Raw genomic sequence first — 20775 nt, 5'->3', positions numbered from 1 at the left:
GACGCTCCTTTCCCCTGACCCGTCACAACCTTAAAAGTTAAATTCTATTTCTTCAGGTAGCACATTAGTGACCCTTTTTTGAGTTGACCATATAAGATCGCAGATACGTACATCGGGCTTTTTCACAACCTCTTGTAAAATATAGAGCAAGCCATTGCTCCAATGCTTAATCGTCGCTGAACGATACAAATCAGTACAATATTCAAATACCAGTAGTAGTTTATCCTCTAGAACGGTCGCTTCCAAGGTTATATCTACCTTCGCGATACGGTGAGGAATAGGATATGATGCAAGGCGGAGCGGCAAATTTTCCTGCTCTGTTTTATGTTCGTTATGCATCACAAACATAACGTCAAACAGAGGATTACGGCTTAGTTCACTGCCTAATCCAAGTTGACTGATCAAACGTTCAAATGGATATTCTTGATGATCGTATACAGCCAACGTATTTTCCTTGACCTGACTGAGAAATTCTGCAAATGTCAACTGATCCATCGGTCGATTTCTGAAGACAACGGTATTAGCGAACATTCCAATCAGCGGTTCGGTATCCCGAACGGTTCTTCCTGCAACTGGCGAGCCTACAACGATATCATCTTGTTCTGCTAGTTTTGCAAGAAGTATGTTGAAGGCGGCTAATAGCAACATAAACATTGTTGTCTCATACTTGGTAGCAAAATGCTGTAGTTGCTCCAGCATATCTACATTCGCTGCAAAGATATGTTTGTCACCTGCAAAGCTTTGTAGCGATGGACGCGTATTGTCTGTTATCAGGTCCAATTTTGGCACGTTGTCAGCAAACAGAGAGAGCCAGAACTGCTCGTGACGTAACATCTGATTGCTGTTCATTCGCTCATTGTGCCAGACTGCATAATCTTTAAACTGTATCGACAAAGCAGGCAGTGTTTGCCCTTTGTATAATGTCATGAATTCCTCTGCCAGAATTCCTATCGAGAATCCATCCGCAATAATATGATGCAAGTCTATTACCAGCACATGCCGGGTCGATGAAAGAGCAAGTAGTAAAATCCGCAACAGCGGAGCCTGTTTTAAGTCGAATGAGCTTATGCCAGCCTGAATAAGCTCCGTTATTTGCGGTTCATCTGCTTCCATATAACGTATTGGAGCGATTAGGTTGTCAGCTATTTTTTGTACAGGCTCCCCATCATGAAGTTCAAAATACGTACGAAGCGTCTCATGTCTATCTACGATCGTCTGCCACGCTTGTTCGAAACGCTCCCGTTCTAATTCCCCTTCAATCTGTAGCACAACCGTTACATTGTAAGCTTGTTGGTCAGGACGCAACTCATGTAGAAAATATAAACGTCTTTGTGCAGAAGAAACGGGATAGAACGAAGCTGGTGAAGCAAGCGAAATAGAATGGTCAGTAGAATTGCACTTTTCATCTCTCTGCTCTTTATGCATTAAATACACAGCCAAACCGTCGATCGTCAAGTGTTGCAAAAATTCGGCTATACTTATCTCGATTCCCAGATCTTCATGAATATGATTCACAACTCTAGTTGCAAAAATTGAATCTCCGCCCAACTCGTAAAATGTATCATAAATGTTTATTCGCTTTACCCCGAGCACTTTCAGCCAAATGGCTCCTATCGCCTGCTCCCAATCACTGTATGTGTTGTCGGCACGTCCGGTAAGTACCACTGATGGAACAAATTCAGGATGGACTACATGGACTGCATTCTGCCCTGTCCCCTTCTTTTCTATCCCTTGTTCCAATTCAGCCATCAACTCCGCATGAAGTTGAATCGGAAATCTTGGCTGATCGAGCAACGGTAATACTTTTACTGCTTCTGTACGATTGATTCGACCAATTGCAACTTGTACAAATGAGCTTGTAAGTGCTCTCTGAAAAGCTTCGATAGCCTGTTCCGTTCGCAGAGCTTGAAAAATATGTTCTCGGTCTGCTATACCATAATCGACTGCCATCCCTGTTTCCTTCCATACTGCCCAGTTGATGGTGAGTGTTCTGCCACCTCGTCTAGCACGCTTGGCAGCAAACGCATCCAAATAAGCATTCGCAGCCGCATAATCTCCTTGTCCGAAACCTCCTGTCAACGAGGTAATAGCGGAGAATAGCACAAAAAAATCGAGCCCGTCATCGCTCGACGCTTCATCTAGATTATAGGTACCTTGAAGCTTTGGTCGAAGTACTGCATCGAACTCAGCTTGAGATTTCGACCAAAGCATGCCTTCTCCTGGCACACCGGCACCATGTATGATTCCGTTTACTTTACCAAAACGCTGTCGCAGATCGCAGAGCATCTGTACTACTGCTTGTTTGTCACCAACATCAATCTCATAGAGCTGTACATTTGCTCCGGAAGCTTCCAGATCCAGAATAGCTTCAATCTTCCGACATTCTTTCTCCGAAATTCTTCGCTTCAACAGCTGTTCCCACTCACTTCGCTCAGGTATCGGCGTACGATAAACCAAAGCGATCGAAACTCTCTCTTGAGACACTAGCCATTTCGCCATTTCAATACCTATTCCTCCGGTACCACCGCTAATAACGTACACACCATACGAACGAATCGGCAACTTCATAGTCTCTATGGCATGCGGAGAATCTCCTATCAAATATTGAGAATATCGACGTCCATTGCGATAGGCTATCATATATGGCGGATGAGGATCCATCAACTCTGAATTTAACTGTCTACCCGTTAAGGAGTCGTCTACATCCAGACAACGACAATTCCAATGCGGATACTCGGCTGAGACCGCTTTCGCAAGTCCAAACAAAGGTGCATACTCCGGCTCCAACCTATTTTCCTGTTCCGTTACCTGCCACACAGTAGGAGCAGCCAGAATGAACTCTATAGAATTTGCCGCATGTGTTTTATTCATGGCTTTAATAAGATAAAAAAGACTGTTGACGCTTTTGCGCGTTTTATCTTCAAAGGACGAATCCTTTATACTTTCGTTGAGTGACCAAAAATGTAATACATTCGTAATTTGCTCGTCTTGAAGTGCTTGCATCAGTTGTTCATAATCTTCCTCTGTCGAAGACACGGTAAAATGATTCGGACGGGTTCGACGAAATGCATCACCGTATTCAATCGTAATGAGTGATGCTCCTGCCTCTTCAAGAGAGGCCTGCCATTCGTCGGATAAGATACCTTGTCCCTTAAAAAGAAGAATCCGTCCTTTCCACCGAATAGATGCTTGTTGTTCAGACGGTCGTTCTTCCCATTTCATCGTGAAAAACATTCCGTCCACTCCTGAAGGTTCAGGCAACTCTAGCCAGCAACGAATACGTTCAAATGGATAATGCGGCAATGGGATTCGACGTTTGGCTGCTGGTTCATAGAGCATTTCCCAATCAACTTCTGCTCCTTGAATATACAGCTGTCCGAGCTGTTCCAACACAGCCTCTTTAGGATGTTCTATAGTAGCAAGAGCTTGTGCCTTGTATGCTTCCGCCTCTGCTTCTGTCAAATCTCCTTTATCTCGAACCATTTTGCTGGTTGGAACGATCGAATGCTCTCCATAAAAAACTCCGTCAATGTCTGCATCTATTCCATTTTTCGTTAAAATATTCAGCTTTTCAAGCAATTGCTCAGCATTTGTAGCAAGAACTGCCAAACGATAGCGAAAATGGCCGCGTCCTGTACTTGCTGTATAACAGATGGCTGCGAAATCCTCATGTTCTGCCGTAGCAAACCACTTCTGATATTCACGGGTCAAAGAGACCATAGCAGCCGGGCTTCTTGCTGAAATCGTAAACAAACGCAAGCGTTCTGTAACAGCCTGCCTGTTCATACGAGGTGCCTCTTCTAGAACAATGTGAGCGTTAGTACCGCTCAGACCAAATGCACTGACACCACATCTACGCGGGCCGTGTGGAGCTTCCCACGTCTCCAGCGTATCTTGTACATATACAGGAGATTTCTGGAATCGAATGTTACGGTTAGGCCGATCAAAATGAATCGATGGAGGCAATTCTTTATGTTTGAGTGCCAGTACTGCTTTAATTAAGCTAGCAACACCTGCCGCAGCATCCAGATGACCGATATTCGGTTTAAGTGATCCGATTCCGCAAAATTGTTTTTTGCTCGTATAACGGCGGAAGGCTTGGGTGACACCTTCAATTTCGATAGGATCCCCCAGCTCTGTTGCTGTACCGTGTGCTTCGATATAACCCACTGTCTCCGGATTAATACCGCTTGCCTTCCAAGCCTTTTCAATAACATTAGCCTGCGCTCGAGCGCTCGGGGCTGTAATGCCGTTTGTACTACCATCTTGATTGACCGCGCTCCCTTTGATTACAGCGTAAATGGAATCGCCATCGGCCATTGCTTGCTTTAGCGGCTTAAGCAAGACAGCTGCAACGCCTTCTCCATCGCTAGTCCCGTCTGCTCTATCATCAAATGTGTAGGATTTGCCAGAAGACGCTTTTGCAATTTTTTGCTCTGTTTCAAGTGACAACAGATTGATGCTAACGCCACCAACCAGTGCAATTTCACAATCTCCCTCTCGAAGTGCCTGCGAAGCAATGTGAACGGCGACTAGTGAGGAGGAACAGGCTGTGTTGACTACAATGCTCGGTCCCGAAAAATCAAGAAAATAAGAGATTCGGCTTGCGGCCATTGCGGCCAAATTGCCTGGCAAAGCTGCACCCATCGACTCTGGCTCCACATCGCGAATATACTGGTAATAATTTTCGACCAGATTTACATTTTGCCCCAAATATACACCGACTGCCTTGCCTTTCGCCTTATCTCCCGCATATCCTGCGTCTTCGAGTGCTCGCCAAGCACACTGCAAAAACAAACGCTGGCTGGGATCCATCATGGCAGCTTCTACAGGAGAAAGATTAAAGAAACGATGATCAAACGTATCAATTTCGTCCAAAAATCCGAGTTGTGAATACAGATGATCGTCCAGAGGCATTCCTTGAGACCAAATATAACGATCCACATCATTACGTCTACGCTGTGGAATACCGCGAATACAGTCCTTGCCTGTTCTAATATTTTCCCAGAAATCATCTGCAGTTCGTGCCTGTGGGAAATCCAACGCGAGACCGATGATCGCAATATCTCGTGACGAAATCTCGGCTATTTCCTCGATCACTTCATCATAGTCAACATCTTGAAGGGTAAGGCCTGGAACATTTAGCATAGGTTTCCTCCACTAAATATAAAAATTAAAATTACAAGTCAACTAAATGTCATCATACATGGATTGAAACACCATGACAGAACGGAAAATCGCTTAACTGCTCTTCTGTACCCGTTTCTAACAAAATTTGTTGGAAGCGTCGAAGCTGTTCTTCTTTTGTCGTGCCTTTCGTGCGCATAATCTGACTCAGCCACGTCAATGCCTGCCTCATCTGGGCTTCCGTTGGTTCCATGCCTTTCTCCTCTAACTCAAGTTGCAATTGCTCCAATTGTTCATAGGGTACTTCAACTCCGAGTCGGTACTGTTCATTGTCGGTATTACGATTGCGAGTGGCCACGGCAATTGCTAAGCTTCGAGTAATAATCGTTGGAACATAGCGATTGCTAACTATTTGCAAACGTTCTTTAATAGCTGAACGATCTTCCTTCTGTCCGAAGGATAGCGCTGTCAGTCCTGTCCTCGAACCAATCAAATCGGACAGTATAGCCTTCGGTCCCATTTCAATCGTCAAATCGATATCATTAGCTTGGAAGAAAGCAATAGTATCGAACCAGCGTACAGTGCTTGTCAATTGGAGACTCAGATGATCTATGATTTGATCTGTTCCTTTATAAGGAAGAGCGGTTGCATTAGCAACGACTGGAAACTGAAACGTATCGAATGTCAGCGTCCCTAATTCTTCCTGCAATTGCGGTAATACTTCCTTCATTAATGGACTGTGAAAAGGTGGAGCCATCAGAATCGGAGTCGCTTGACCATTTAGAAGAATAATCTGATCCTCTGCATGAACAACTGCTTCTTCCTTTCCAGAGAGAACAAACTGGTCGATACTGTTTTGGCAAGCCAGAGCAAGAATTTCACCTGAAGCGTTTTGTTTTTGGCAAATGTCCAGTACTTCCTCTAGACTCACACCGTTAATAACAGACATGAGTCCACCTTTAACCTGTGTGGCTAACAAGCTGCGCTTATGTACTAGCTTTATAGCATCAGCGAAGGCAATAGCCCCACTACAAGTCAAAGCTGAATACTCGCCCAGACTATGACCTGCCAAAAAAGTAGGCTTATATCCGATTTCCTTCATATAGACACGAAACGCCGCAACGCTAACAGTCAATATGGCAGGTAGCATGTTTTCCGTTTGATTTAATTTTTGTAAGCTTCCTTCAAAGCAAATTTTTTGTAGATCAAATCCAAGTACTTCATTTGCTTCAGCGAACGTCTCTTTGGCTATGTCAAAATCGTTAAATAATTCTTTTCCCATGCCGATATATTGCGAGCCCTGCCCTGGGAAAATAAATGCGATTTTATCCAAAAGTATCCCTCCTAATCCATCACTTGCACATCTATATATTTTGGAAATCCGCCAACCTGCGAAAGATCATTCTCAAGCAGTACGCCCGTCTCATCCATAGAAGAAACTTCATAAAATCCGGCAAATTTTAACGTGATATACATCATTCGGTTCCTATCATTAGACACAAACTCAGCCTGAAAACGAGAGCCTGCTTGCTTAGCTGAAAGTAGCAAATGTTGTAGCATAATAGAACCGACACCACGTGACATCACCCGACAGGACATAAGCAATAGCTTAAGTCTCCATGCTTCTTCTCCAAGCTCAACCAAAGACAGTCCAATGGTGCCATAAGTGCCATATTTGTCTTCCAGACTTGCGACAAGCAGTTTGTGACGGTCAGATCGTGATAATGTTTCGAGTTGCTCTAGCGAGTATGTATATCCTGTTGTATTCAATTGATTTGTACGAAGCGTCAGTTCTTCTGCCCGGTGCAAATCTTCGCTGTGAGCAGGTGAAATTCTTATCACCATACCGAGTGTGGCAAGGAACTCCTCTTGTGGACCCTGAAATTGCTCCTCTGCCTGTTTTCTCTGGAAATCGCTCTGATACATCATTCTTCGCTGGCGAGAGTCCTCTGTCACATAATCCGGCATCAGTTCTGGCAAATTCAATAATTGTTCCAATTGATCAGCATCAAGACATAGGACATCAGATAGCATATAAGCGACTTCTTCACGTTCAAACGGCTGGTCATCGATAAATGCAAAAGTGTCGAGACCGATGTTCAAAGATTGCTGAATTAGCTGAATAGATGATGATTTGGAGTTCCAGTTTATTTGAGGAACAAGAAAATATTCGCTCAGACCAAATTCGTCCAGTTTGGCGATAGCTACCGAATAATCGTTTTTACTCGCAATCGACTGTAGAATACCTCGTCGATCTAACTCCTGAATGATCTTTACAACTCCTTCTTTTACTTTGACTTGGATATCTTCTAGCAGTACACCTTCCCAAAGCGTATTGTCCAAGTCCCATACTAAACATTTGATTTTGCTATTCCGTCGGCGTACAGGTTTCTTCGCATTTGAAGGTTCCATCCGAGTAACCTCCTTCCACTTTTTCAGATCCTAGATAGAATAAAAAGCGCTATTCTGTAAGTGTGTTCTTAGACTCAATAAGCTTCATAATGGCATTAATGCTATGAAAGTTATTCATGTCAAGCTCATGAGGTTCCAGCGTTATGCCGATCATACTTTCTACATAGGTGACCAACTGCATCGCAAATAAAGAGTTCACAATGCCTAGTTCGAACATGTTCTCGTCATCCTGTAGCTCATGCTTACGGAAAAATCTTGAAACGTATTGCTTTATTTGGGCTTTTTGTTCTTCCACTGTAATCTCTCCTCGTTATATAAGAATTAGACTCGAATCGTAGCTTCTTGATCCCGATATTGCATCAATTTATCTCGTTCAAGATGAATAAGCGTATCAGCAACATGGAAATATCTATCATCATGTGTGATAGCAATAATGCACTTTCCTTCTGCTTTTAACTCAGGCAAAATTTCATAATAAAAACGGCGACGGAACTCGGGATCCTGATCAGCCGCCCACTCATCGAACAAATAAATGGGCTTGTCTTCGAGGAAAGCGACAAGTAAAGCTAACCGTTTCTTCTGACCCGTTGATAGTGATATGGTTGAGAAGCGTCCATCTTGCACCGTGACTATATTCTCTAGCTGCAACCAGCCGAGCAACGAAGAGATTCGCTCTTGATTGCCCGAGCAATCGATTCCGTATAACCGTTCAAACAAATAATAATCACTGAATACAGCCGAGTAAAAGTCTCCCAGTTGTTCGGAAGCGATAACCTTTCCATTTACTGTAATAGTACCGTCAATCGGCTCGTACAAACCGGTCATTAGCTTAGCTAGCGTTGTCTTGCCACTGCCGTTTCCTCCTGTTATAAACGTAATCGTTCCCGAACGACAGCTAAAATCGAATGGCCCAACCATAAAGGAGCTATCTTCGCTTTCTCCATAGCTATAACGCACATTTCGAATAGTAAGTTCAATATTTTCATCGGAAACAAACTGAACTTTTGCAGAGGTATCTTCGCTTTGAAGTTGTTCTATTTCGGATGACAACTCTTGAATACGTTTCCAAGAAATCCGAATTTGTAAGAACATTGGATAAGCATTCAGAATGACATTGACCGGCCCAGTCATATACAGAAAAACAAATACGTAAATCTGAACCGTACTTGTAACTAAGCTTGGGAAAATGAGCGGGAACAAGAATGCGACAGCTCCGATCACAACAGTAAATAACAATTCCCCCGCGACATTAACGTTTGCCATTCGTACATCGCCTTCTGTCCGCTTGATCCGATACGTGTCCAAGCTTTCGTTCAAATGGTTTTTGAAAGCACTGTTTCTCACACGATTAAGTCGAAGTTCCTTGAAACCTCGTAGCATATCATTAATTAAGCGGAAAAATTCGGTTTGGATTTCGCGCGTTTCTTCCCAGAACTTTTCTGCTTTGCTTCCTAGCAAATAGTACAGCCCCACCACTGCAATGATCACTAACAAGGAAAGCAAAAAGGCATATACATTAAGCACTGCTAGATAAACAAAGCAACAAATTAACGTGATGAAAGAAACCATGCCTGATACAACGGTGTTTATAGAACGGCTTACTGTTTCTGTATCGTTGTTCAATACAGCATGTAGACGCCCGTCTTTCATTCGCTCAAGCTTCTCATACGGAGTCTTCAAAATTAAGCCAATTAGCTCTGTTCGTTTGTCATACACATAATTATTTGTTAGTGTGACCAGTTTCGTGCTGATATAGCGCTGTCCATAAACATACATCAGAATGCCAAGTGCAAAGTAAAACAAAAACCCGTTGGTCAGGTTATCGGTTCTGCCGAACGTCTGATTGACAACAAAAATAATGAACGCATTGCCGAAGCCGCTAACTATGCCAAGCATAAGAAGAGACAAATAGTTTTTTTCCTTTTGTAAAGGGAACAACTGCATCAATAGATGATACACGGTGTAAACTACTCCGAATGCAGCTGCGACGATAACAGTCGGTATTAACGTATATGGAGCCCATACGTTGAGCGCATTCCATGGAAGTTTTTCAAATGAAATCATCGGTAAGTAATACAAGCCACTTAAATACAAAGCTAAAAAAAATAACGAAGTTATGAACTTCGCAATTTTCCATCCTCGTATCCCTGCCCAACGCCGCTTTCTTTTTCCAATTTGTACAATGCCAATGCCAAGAATATATAAAAGTCCAAGCAGAGCTACATCGAAAATAACGAGTGCCACCGAAGCGATTTTATCCAATTTTTCGTAAGTGTCAGACGTCGGCTGAATAGGAGTCTGTCCGCGTATCATTGCCATAACGCCACGGGCTATAGATTCGGTATAATCGGAATTCATATTAGCCATTACTGCTACACCAAGCTGACCGTCATTGCGCATTATAATATAGGATGAGAAGTTTGGATTGTTCCCACCATGCGCGATTTCGCCACTGCCCGATTGGTAAATTGACCAACCTGCGGCATAAGATGAACCGTTCCCATCTGGAGCCACGGTCAAATCTTTCTCGTGCGATTGTTCGATCAAAGTAGAGTCAAATTCAGCAGGTTGAATTACCCGAAGTTGAATTTGCATCCATCTGGCGATATCTGCAGGAGTAGAGTTCACATAACCTGCCGGTGTGTTTCCACGATATCTTGGAGCGTCATAAGCATGTGGACGCAAAAAGCCGAATTTATAACCAGTAGCAAGCCCATGCTGTACAGCATCTTCATGGTATAAAAACGTGCTATTAAGACCTAAAGGTCGAACAATGTGTTGTAGCAAGTAATCTTCATAAGACATACCACTAACTTGCTGAATCAGTAGACCGAGAATATCGTAGTTGATTGTCGCATACATAAAATATTCGCCAGGTTTCAGTCCCTTATAATCTTGGACTTCTTTTCCGACAAGCATTCGCACGGTCTGCTCAAGTGCATCGTCCGCATTCGATACAGGTATGTTACCAATCGTATCCGGTGAGATAGCCGACGTATGGTGCAACAACTGCCCGACTGTGGGTACAATCTTCTTCCCCTTATATATTAAGTAGAACCAAGGAAAATATTTACTTATCGGATCTTCAAGCTTAATTAAGCCCTGTTTCTCCAATTGTAGAACAGCTAGACCAGTAAAGGCTTTTGAATTGGAACCCAGCTCAAATACAGTTTTGGATGTGACAGCACTCTTTTGCTCGATATCGCTAACACCTGAATATTGTTCGAACATTAATTTGTCGCCTTGTACAGCAACAACGGCCAGACCGGGAATTTTAGCATCGGCCTGTATTTCGTCAATATACTGATTAATTGTTTTTTTTTGATCCGACGATAACGGCTCAACAGCTGCACTCGTATAGGGAGTAAACAGACTGCTCAACATCAGCATGATTGCCGTAGCATACAGAACATACTTCTGTTTAAAAGTCATCAGACAGTCCCCTTTTATATGCTTTATGTGAATAGACTATCCAGTTCGTCCTGATTCAGATTTGTTGTTTCGAAGTCTGACGGAGTAAATTCAATCTCTTGTTTTGTACAGCAATGTTGGATGATTCCTTGAAGTTGTTCGATATAACATTGCACAAAGCGCTCTATGGTTGACGGTAGGAAATCGTTGGAACTATAGGTGACCGACATGTTGAAGCGCTTATTCTGAATGTAAGGCACAATATCAACTAACACTTCAAACCGATTTTCAGCGGCTTGCTCATATCCTGTCGCATAATTCGCTAATTCAAAAAACGAAGCATTCAACTGATCATCAATTTCCCCCAAATAATTGAAGCGTATCGTTCGTGCTGTAAAGCGCGGAAGTTTCCGCGCAAGCACCAATGCCCCGTAGCCAATTCCTTGTTTGGGTACAGCTCGAAGTTGCTCTTTAAAAGCCTTGATCTGATTGCCAATAGGATCATTTGGAATGTCTAAGCGTACCGGATACATCGAAGTGAACCAGCCCACCGTACGAGATACATTGACATCATTTGAAATCGCCTCACGTCCATGTGATTCGAGTTCTATGGTGAATGAACTTTTTTCGCTCATCGCATTACAAGCTAACGCTAGTGCAGCAACTAGAAGTTCACTTGGTCTGGTTCCATATGCCTGATTGGCTTCTGTCAACAACATGGAAGTGTAATTTTCGCTTAATTCAGCCTGCATTGTGTACGTATTGTTGATTGTACTCGGTTTGTTCTCATAATCGACTATCAATGGTGTATCAATTCTATGAATAATCGACTGCCAATATGATAATTCCTTGATGGCTTTTTCATGACTATAAATAGCCAACGCCTCAGCCCAAGCTTGATACGAATCTGTTCTGACAAGCTGAGGCGAAGTTGATTCACCGGCTATTTTTGACTGTAATGTCCGTTCCAGATCCTCCAGCAAAATGCGTAATGATACAGCATCAATAATCAGATGGTGAGCCGTTAAGAGCAGTAAATCTGGCTCATTGCTTCTGTGAAATAGTATGCATTTAAACAAAGGGCCGTCGATCATATGTAAGCTTTGCTTGCACGTTAACGAACGATTCAATATGATCTCTTCCACTTCTTCGCTTGTAAAATTGTCCAAATCAACTACTTCGAGCGGAATACCGACAGTTGATCTTTTTTCAATATAATGAAGTCTTCCAGTAGACTCTACCAAATGTAGCCGCAAAGAATCGTGATGACTTTCCAATTCTCTCAGAGCCAAACCGATCATCTCTGAAGTTACCTTTTGCTTCATAGACAACAGCACTGACTGATTGTAATGATGCGGATAGACGAGATCACTCGTAAAAAACCAATCCGTAATCGGAGTTGGCCGGATGCTTCCTTCTACTGGAATACTGCGAGATGTAAGAGAATTGCTCTGTTCAATAATAGAAGCCAATTCGCTTAAAATCGGAAACGATAAAATGTCTTTCACCTGAACACTTAATCCAACTTCGTTCAGTTTGCTCATCACTTGAATAGCCTTGATGGAATCGCCACCCAATTGATAAAAATTATCCTGTAAAGATATGGACTCGGACTTGAGAATCTCTTTCATGATCTGCAACAAGATCTGCTGTCGATCATTTAGTACCTTTTCAGATACAGAAACATTTACCATGTCCGGATCGGGAAGAACTCTGCGGTCCACCTTTCCGTTGACGGTCATCGGCAATGCATCTAGAAACACCATATATTGAGGCAACATATAAGCTGGAATTTTATCCAGCAGTGCTTGCCTTACAACATAGGAGGTTATATCCTTCCTGCTCGTGACAAGATAAGCGGCTAGTGCAGTTATTTTTTTATCAATTTGGCGTGCTGTTACGACTGCTTCGTCGATACCTTCTATTTCTATCAACTGGTTTTCGATTTCACCCAATTCGATCCGATATCCGTTAAGCTTAATTTGTGAATCGTTACGACCAATATATTCCAAGTTGCCATCCGTATGCCAAAATGCCAGATCATCTGTTTTGTACATCATTCCGTTTCCTGTAAATGTGTTTGGAATGAATCGTTGTTCTGTCAAATCGGAACGACCGAGATAACCATTCGCCACTCCGTCACCCGCGATATAAATTTCACCGGTTACACCTACAGGTACGGCTTGCATCTGTTCATCTACGACATACACCTGTGTGTTAGCAATCGGACGACCGATCAAAACAGAACCTTCAACATCAATATCAGGATCGAAATGATGAGTGATACACCCGACGACGGTTTCTGTCGGTCCATATTCGTTGATCAACGTTACACGACTAGCAAAACTGCGGCATACCTCGGCAGCAACCGCCGCCTTCAAATTCTCTCCGCCTACTATTAACATGCGGATGGCAGAATGGGAGTTTTCACGATGTTTGATTAATGACAAATGAGCAGGCGTTAATTTAAGAACTGTTGTTATGTTATCCTCAATAATACGATCCAGTACAAATTCGTCTTCAGCCGCAGAATAGATGGCTACTGTATTTCCACCGATAAGTGGCGGAAATATCGATGTAACGGTCAAATCAAAAGCAAGTGAGGAGTATAGCGCAACAACATCCCGTTCATTTGTGAAATAGGTTTTTCGGGCCCACCAAGTGTAATTCATTAGTCCCTGATGCGTAACAATAACTCCTTTAGGGTTACCAGTAGAACCAGAAGTATAGATAATATAAGCCGGATCCTGAGGTGAAACTTCGAATGAAAGAGGTTCTATCTCCGACGGCATCCTTTGCAGTACATCCATGTCCAAGCGGAGCTGTTTTCCCGAATAACCAATTTCCTCGGCTACATCAATATTACAAATAAGGATAGCGGCCTGACTGTCATCTAACAAATATCGAATGCGCTTTCCTGGATAGGTCGTATCTATAGGCAAGTAAGTTGCGCCTGTTTTAAGAACGGCTAATATCGCAATCAGCGTTTCAAACGAATGGTTCAATAATAGTGCTACAAGGCTTCCTTTCCCGATTCCTTCAAGAACGAGTCTATGAGCAAGCTTATTAGAAAAATCGAGTAGTTGAGCATAAGTTAACGATTTTCCTTCCCATACAGCCGCAATCTTCTCTGGTGTTTCAATAGCCTGTTGAGCAATTTGCTGATGAACCGATAGATTTTTGGGATAATAGGCCTCTGTAGAGTTCCATTTATAAATCAGCTTGTGTCGCTCTTGATCTGATATTAATTCCAGTTCAGCTATCTTCAATTGCCCTGCTGAACGAACCATCTGTTCGGCGAGTAACACTAATCTTTCAAATAGAGTGTTAACATCTTCATCCGTATAATCGTTCGTCTGGTAATCGATTTTTATCTCTAGTCTTCCTGTTTCTGACCAGTCTTTGATTACAACTTGCAATGGAAAAATCTGATGTCCACAGTAAAATTCTTCGTTTTCCATTTCGTGGCCTTCCCACTCACGGACAAGCTTGGTGTTGTAATAATTGACGCTAATTTGAAAAAGCTGATCATAGCCTTTTTTTCGCAGTTCCAATTCTTGAATGAGCAAATCGTATGGAAACTTCTGATGATAATAACTCTGCATCAATTCCTTATTAACCCGGCGAGTAAAAATAGATACTGATTCCATGCTATCGATTCCCATGCGAAAAGGTAATGTGCTCGTAAACATACCGACAATCTGCTTTTCCTTAACGCCCGAACGGTTCAAAACTGGTGTGCCGATAATGAGGTCTTTTTGATGTGTAAGTTTGTGCTGATAAAGCAAAACTAAAGAGATAAAAAAGGTGTTCAACGAACAACGATTTGTCTGGACATATTCATTAATCGCAGACGAAAGAGAATCATTCAGCCAAAACGTTTTCCTTCTGCCCGTCAACTGGTTAGCACTTCGCTGTAAAAAAATTTCTGGGACTGTTCGGAATTTGTCCAACCAATACCGTTTATTTTTTTCAAATCGATCCTGGGACAAGTATTTTTCTTCCTGAAGAATGTAATCCGCGTATCCGCTTCTACATTCGTGATCAACCGTTTCTCCATTCTTTAGCTTCATATAATACTGATAAATCTGTTCTGACATAATTTGAATACTCCAACCGTCAGATACAAGATGATGGAATTTAACAAAATACCCGTTCAGTTGTTTGGATGCTTTAACGATTGCGAATTCAAACAAAGGCTTCTCCAACAGTTCAAATGGTTTTCCGAACTCCGTTTCTGCCCATACCGATGCCGCGGCTTTTGGATTCTCATATTTGGAAAAATCAAGCATATGAATTTCGGGTCTGCTGTGTATCTCAAAAGATTGAAAAACGCCATCTTCTAATTCTGTAATCTGGCTACGAATTCCTTCATGGTTTTGGATGAAAAGATGTATTGCTTCTTCTAACAATGTTTTATCGACTTCTCCCTCAATCCATATCAGACCCCCAATATTGTGCAACGGAAGCCCGGGGTGAATCTTCTCTATGTACCAAATGCGTTTCTGAGGGTGAATTAAAGGAAATAGTTTTTTTTCATTTACCATTTTTATTTAACCTCTTTCCATCAGCATTCTGATAATAAAAAAACTTACACTCGAAAGTGTAAGCATCCTAATAGTTGCAATAAATGAATTTATTTAAATCTGATTTCACGAGCATAAGATTTCAATAACCTGAAGTCACAGCTTCGCCCAGTCATCTATATCACATATAGACTACGAAATAGTTATATAACCTCAAAAGTAAGCCAACGTGTCGAAACAGCGATTGGTATCACCTTGATTTTTTAACTTAATCCTTTGCTCGCTTTGTGCAAGCTTTCTCAATTCACATAAAACTCAATACGATTTTCTATATTATACTTATCAAAATTTTAAATGATATTTTACAAACTTTACTACATGAATTATATATAGTCAACAAATCACATTTATTCCGACATATTCCAAATATATTTGATCGATTACAAATTTTATTGACATCAGTTGCAAAAAAAGTAAGACAGTTAAATATTATGTTCGAACGCTTGCAACCAAATAGCTATCTTTTTGATCCTCATCTACTATCAATATTGCCAGAATCTGAAAAAACTATATATTGTTATATTCTTCAATTAATGTGTTAAATAAATCTGATTCTAGATTTTTTAAAATCTTTATATTTTCAATTATTGAATCATATCGTTTATAAACTTGGTTACTCGCCAACGATATATTACAGTAAATCACAATATTCCTTAATTTTTTTGATTCTTCCACTAATAACTTTACTTTTTCCAAGTGAGTATAAGTATCAATAAAATTCTCAATAGCAAATGCCATTAACTTTTTATGTTCATATAGGACTTGAAAAGGATGAGGAGTAAACGGCAGATTAATTGGATTATTTTTTTGTTTTTCAAGCATATTGATCATTGTATCGTAAATATCAATGCCGACGATACGGTTATCTTTTTTCAAAACCTGTCTTACATTGTTATCATATCCTAAATATTCCCGTAGACAATGTATTAGATCTTCTTTATTGAAATTAAGTACTGTTTCGTAATAAAATTCATCTTTATTCTTGTATTTCGGATTTTTTTGTAATGTCCATATTCCATTCAAATAATCTACAGCCCATTCAGCATGAGATACTTTAGTAGTGGCTGTTTGGATTTCATTAAAGGGTATCCATTTTTCACTAAAAACGTCACTCCAAAAATCATGACACAAAAATGTTTGAGATGACAAATCATATCCTGAGACTAATACTTCATGCCTATTATTATTTCCAATATCTCTAAAAAAATACACATAACTTTCTGTATCTATTAAGCTTATGATCAGGTCGCTTAACTTGGAATTTTTCAATAAAATCTCTGTATCATAGTTTCTACATAAAATTAACGGACAAGATGAAAATTTAAGTTGATGCCAAGGAAAATATTGAGAGCAAAAATCTATACCATATTCTCCTTTTTCATCATGGTGAAGAAATAGTAGTAGATAATTGTGAAATATCCAGCTTAAGGCTCGCGGATCATCTTCAATAATTGAAAACAGACTTGCATGGTGTGGATACGTTGCTATCATAGGAGAATGAGTTTCAAGAATTTTAATAGTCAATTTTCTAACTCCTTTTTTAATATTTTAAAAATATTATCTCTAAACTCACGGTATCATTAGTTCTGTATGCAGATTATGTACCCTGTTATGTTGTTAAATTTTTTTCTGAATGTAGTAAGTAATATCATCTACAGTTTTTAATCTCTCTATACAAAGGTCATCATCACATAATTCAATTCCAAATTCAGTCTCCAAGTTGCACATCAGCCTTAGAAAAGTGATTGAATTCATTCCATAATTAGCTAATGTGTTACCTTTAGGCAAAAATTCTGGGATTTGAATCAAAGTTCTAATCACACGCTCAACTTTTTTCCTTAATCCTTCTCTAAGATTAGCTTGTTTATCTAATAAAGCATAATTTTTTAAATTCAAAACTTCAAATCCAATATCGACTAATTTTTCCTGACCCATAACATTAATCAATAACTTGGCTCGTTGTTTTCGTCTATCTATTTTCTTGATTCTTCCTTCCATGCCAATTAAGGGTCCAGATATAATTGTTAACTTCTCCTGATCTAAACAGAATTTTGAATATTCCAACGTATCATTCTCAAGGTTTATTAAATTTAGTAGCCCGTTCATTTCATTATCAGGAATAAATTTAAAAAATGCTTCTTCATGTTGACCGGATGAATTTAAACTGGAATCTTTTTTATTTCTATAATTTAGAAAATAAATAATATGAGGTATTGTTTTTATAAGATCATATTTAAAGAAATTCATTTTTGTTTGTAAAAATACATAACCCGGAAACATAATCTTTACGACATGATTTATTATGCCATTTTTCTTTTCTGGGACTTTTCGTTTTGGGACAAGACAATTACAACCAAACTCATTTAATCGCATTTGAATTTGATTTTTTACATAATCTTCCTCACCATTTTTAACAAATAATACATACCATTTCATGTTATTACCACCCACTTATGGTTTACTTGAAATCATGTGTGTAAGCGCTACTTTTCAAAATTTTGTAAGCCCTTTCTAAACTGATAATAAATAAAACCATTCTTCAAACGGACTCTTCTGAAAAATGGTTTATATTGGGAATGTGTTTTAAACAAAGCTTCGCCCTTTCATGCAAATAAATCGCACTACAAGAAGATATGGCATATGTATCAAATAATTATGTAACGTGCCGAAACAACGATTAAATAAGTTATTTGATGAATTTCATAAAATACATATTTACAAATTTTGTTGTGATTGTATCATTTTTTGTATACTATATCAATATTTAATATAAAATTATAGAAAAATAAATTTAATGTTAAAAAATGTTGATTCATTTATTTTCTTTTATCAATTCCTTAATATAATTTTCTATTTTTTTAAATGTATTAAATTCATTGAGATCTAGCAATTGATCAGGAAAATCCATTCCTAGATTTTCTTCAACTGCAACTATAAATTTTATATATTCAATCGAATTCATACCTAGTTCCATTAGATTCATATTCCATAAATCCGTATCAATTTTCCTTTCTGAATCCAAACTTCTAGCAACCGTAATCAAACTCTCTTTTATTTTATCCATCCTAACCTCCATTTATAGTATTCATTTATCTGTTACTAAGATACATTTAATCACAAAAATACCATTATGTAATTTACCAGAAGGAAATAAAATCTTTAATTTCAATTAATAGGAATAAAATATCTACATCAGATTATATCTTATTTGAATATGCTGTCAATAAAATTAATAGAATGTATTATGTGAAAACATAGACTATATAAGATTAAATCATACATAATTTTCAATTATTCAAATCAAGCGTTGAAAGATTTCTGTTGAGTTATCTATCAAAAAGAACTTCCAAGAAAAGATATGCTTTTTTGAAATACTCAGACCTTTAGTACTATGGATAAAGAATCATTTCATTACTACCCTGTTTGACAAATCATAGATCAGTTTAATCGTTCTCGTTCCCATCGTTTGTATATTGAATTTGTGAGTATGAAATAAAATGGCTTTTGCAGATCACGAGTAATACAAATTTAAAGAAAAACCTTATTTGATATTTGACAGTTGTACAGGAAAAGCGATCTAAAAAATGTAATGAATAGTACAAAATTACTGCGAAACCAAAAGGAGATTGTGATAAAGAAATCTATTTTTTTGAAGAATTTATAGCGATACAGCACCCTCTTAAACATATTGAACTTTATCTTCCCAAATAAGTTAATTTTTCAATGTATGATTGTGGAAATAATTACATTGCTCTAATTATAAGAAAAATACCCTTTTCAGTGCCTTTTTTTCACTTATTCAAAAAGTATACGATTCACCATTATTCGGTACAATAACGTTAGAAGACATTCCTTTTCAGCGGCAAAATTTCTGAGATCTTCTCTTGAAAGATTCCCATGATTCACAGCTTCCATATGAGCAGAGCTAATTTGAGACTTTGGAGCCGCCTTGTATAAACTGGTTGCCTCCACCGTTGACTACGATGATTTGAGGTTGATGCGTCTGAATAGTCTGCTGAACTTCTTCATACCAGACCGTATCTCCAGCGACATATAACGTTTTTTCAGTGGCATGATTGAATGCGACACCGCATCCTTTGCCTGCCGTATTCAGAATTTCTCCGCGTCCGTGCTCACCTTTTGTTTTGATGAATTGAATACCTTCGTATACGGTATCTATCTGTAGAACTTCAACATTGGTAAAGCCAGCACTTTTGATTTCTTGAGCATCTTCTTCGTTTTGTGTAAAAAGCTTTATTTCTTTCGGTAGAGCTTCTTTGGTTGCATCATCCCAATGATCGATATGTAAGTGAGTTACGATTACTGCGTCTACCCCGCTGATAATTTCTTCGATTGAAATGGGTAACGCCACAAGAGGATTTTTTTGATCTTCTCTAGCAGCATTAGGAAAAGTAGGCAGTGTACCCTTTTCAGATAAAAATGGATCGATCAGAAATATCTTGCCTGTATATTGAACAATAAGAGTAGCATTACGGATTAATTGAATATTCATTTTATTGGACTCCTTTTATTTAGATATAATACGTACATGTTAAGATTTGAAGAAATATGCATTTCATTTCTGCACAACTTTTAGCGTATAATCAAATGATAAAGGTTATTTGAATTTCGGAAAACAACCTGGCAAAACCATTTCTTATTAAATCATTTCAAGATGAAAGGATTTCTATATGCAGCTTGATCACACAGATTATCAGATCCTTCGAATATTGACAGACAACTTACGTATTCCTTGGAAAGATCTTGGAGAACAGATTCATATGACCGGGCAAGCTGTTGTTAACCGGATTAAAAAGTTTAAAGATAACGGCGTGATCCACTCCTATTCTTTGATTGTAGATGAACTCAAGCCGAGTCTTACTTATAACAGCGTTTGTCATTATTACGATGAATAGTGCCAATCACAAATCTTTTATAAGTTTTATTTGCGAACAAGATGAAGTTATCGAAGCACAGCGCATTTCTGGAGAAGGTTGTTATCATTTAAAATTAAAAGTCGGTTCGCAAGAACAGTTAAATGATTTTCTTGATGCGTTACTTGTCCACGGCAATTATAGTCTGAATTTGTCTATCCAAAAAATGAAGCAAAGCGATGCCCTAACAGCGATTTCACAAAATAAAAGTAACTCTTATTCATAATCGATATAAAAAAGGAGTCTGCAACAATGGGTTCCTTTTTTATCTACTACTTTTTATAAAATGGCAATCTACTTCTAGC

General features: G+C 39.3%; 9 protein-coding genes and 2 pseudogenes. 1 reads left to right on the top strand and 10 read right to left on the bottom strand.

Annotated elements, in window-relative coordinates; genetic code table 11:
* Window positions 1-30: 30 nt before the first annotated feature.
* From PQ456_RS11080 to PQ456_RS11035, 10 genes and pseudogenes are all read right to left on the bottom strand, one after another.
* On the bottom strand, window positions 31-5148 hold the full coding sequence (locus tag PQ456_RS11080; protein ID WP_273616186.1) for an SDR family NAD(P)-dependent oxidoreductase: 5118 nt from the start codon (window positions 5146-5148) through the stop codon (window positions 31-33).
* Window positions 5149-5200: 52 nt separating this feature from the next.
* The gene (gene fabD, locus PQ456_RS11075; RefSeq protein ID WP_273616185.1) at window positions 5201-6460 is read right to left on the bottom strand and encodes an ACP S-malonyltransferase; all 1260 of its coding nucleotides are present in this window, start codon (window positions 6458-6460) and stop codon (window positions 5201-5203) included.
* 11 nt (window positions 6461-6471) lie between these two features.
* On the bottom strand, window positions 6472-7539 hold the full coding sequence (locus PQ456_RS11070) for an HAD-IIIC family phosphatase (protein WP_273616184.1): 1068 nt from the start codon (window positions 7537-7539) through the stop codon (window positions 6472-6474).
* 49 nt (window positions 7540-7588) lie between these two features.
* Window positions 7589-7834: an acyl carrier protein gene (locus tag PQ456_RS11065; RefSeq protein WP_273616183.1), complete on the bottom strand. Its 246-nt coding sequence runs from the start codon at window positions 7832-7834 to the stop codon at window positions 7589-7591.
* Between the two features lie 26 nt (window positions 7835-7860).
* Entirely contained in the window at window positions 7861-10971 is a 3111-nt protein-coding gene (locus PQ456_RS11060) for a cyclic peptide export ABC transporter (protein ID WP_273616182.1), read from the bottom strand.
* 23 nt (window positions 10972-10994) lie between these two features.
* Window positions 10995-15497 carry an amino acid adenylation domain-containing protein gene (locus PQ456_RS11055; RefSeq protein ID WP_273616181.1) on the bottom strand — a complete coding sequence of 1501 codons (4503 nt, stop codon included), beginning with the start codon at window positions 15495-15497 and terminating at the stop codon, window positions 10995-10997.
* Window positions 15498-16043: 546 nt separating this feature from the next.
* Window positions 16044-17060, bottom strand: coding sequence for a hypothetical protein (locus PQ456_RS11050; RefSeq protein WP_273616180.1), 1017 nt, complete (start codon window positions 17058-17060; stop codon window positions 16044-16046).
* A 93-nt stretch (window positions 17061-17153) separates the two neighbouring features.
* The gene (gene loaP, locus PQ456_RS11045) at window positions 17154-17972 is read right to left on the bottom strand and encodes an antiterminator LoaP (protein ID WP_273616179.1); all 819 of its coding nucleotides are present in this window, start codon (window positions 17970-17972) and stop codon (window positions 17154-17156) included.
* 376 nt (window positions 17973-18348) lie between these two features.
* Complete coding sequence (locus tag PQ456_RS11040) at window positions 18349-18600, bottom strand: acyl carrier protein (RefSeq protein WP_273616178.1); 252 nt, start codon at window positions 18598-18600, stop codon at window positions 18349-18351.
* A 735-nt stretch (window positions 18601-19335) separates the two neighbouring features.
* Window positions 19336-20049, bottom strand: a pseudogene (locus PQ456_RS11035) (MBL fold metallo-hydrolase).
* Window positions 20050-20227: 178 nt separating this feature from the next.
* Between PQ456_RS11035 and PQ456_RS11030 the strand changes: the two are divergent.
* Window positions 20228-20696: pseudogene (locus tag PQ456_RS11030) on the top strand (Lrp/AsnC family transcriptional regulator).
* Window positions 20697-20775: the final 79 nt, after the last annotated feature.

This window comes from Paenibacillus kyungheensis (assembly GCF_028606985.1).
Classification (GTDB): Bacteria; Bacillota; Bacilli; order Paenibacillales; family Paenibacillaceae; genus Saccharibacillus; species Saccharibacillus kyungheensis.
This window is presented reverse-complemented; position numbering and strand designations above follow the sequence as displayed.

Bases quoted from the DNA above. Each gene is read 5' to 3' on its own strand.
- PQ456_RS11055 (WP_273616181.1), bottom strand. From the start codon at position 15,497: ATGGTAAATGAAAAAAAACTATTTCCTTTAATTCACCCTCAGAAACGC.
- PQ456_RS11060 (WP_273616182.1), bottom strand. From the start codon at position 10,971: ATGACTTTTAAACAGAAGTATGTTCTGTATGCTACGGCAATCATGCTG.
- PQ456_RS11070 (WP_273616184.1), bottom strand. From the start codon at position 7,539: ATGGAACCTTCAAATGCGAAGAAACCTGTACGCCGACGGAATAGCAAA.
- PQ456_RS11080 (WP_273616186.1), bottom strand. From the start codon at position 5,148: ATGCTAAATGTTCCAGGCCTTACCCTTCAAGATGTTGACTATGATGAA.
- loaP (WP_273616179.1), bottom strand. From the start codon at position 17,972: ATGAAATGGTATGTATTATTTGTTAAAAATGGTGAGGAAGATTATGTA.
- PQ456_RS11040 (WP_273616178.1), bottom strand. From the start codon at position 18,600: ATGGATAAAATAAAAGAGAGTTTGATTACGGTTGCTAGAAGTTTGGAT.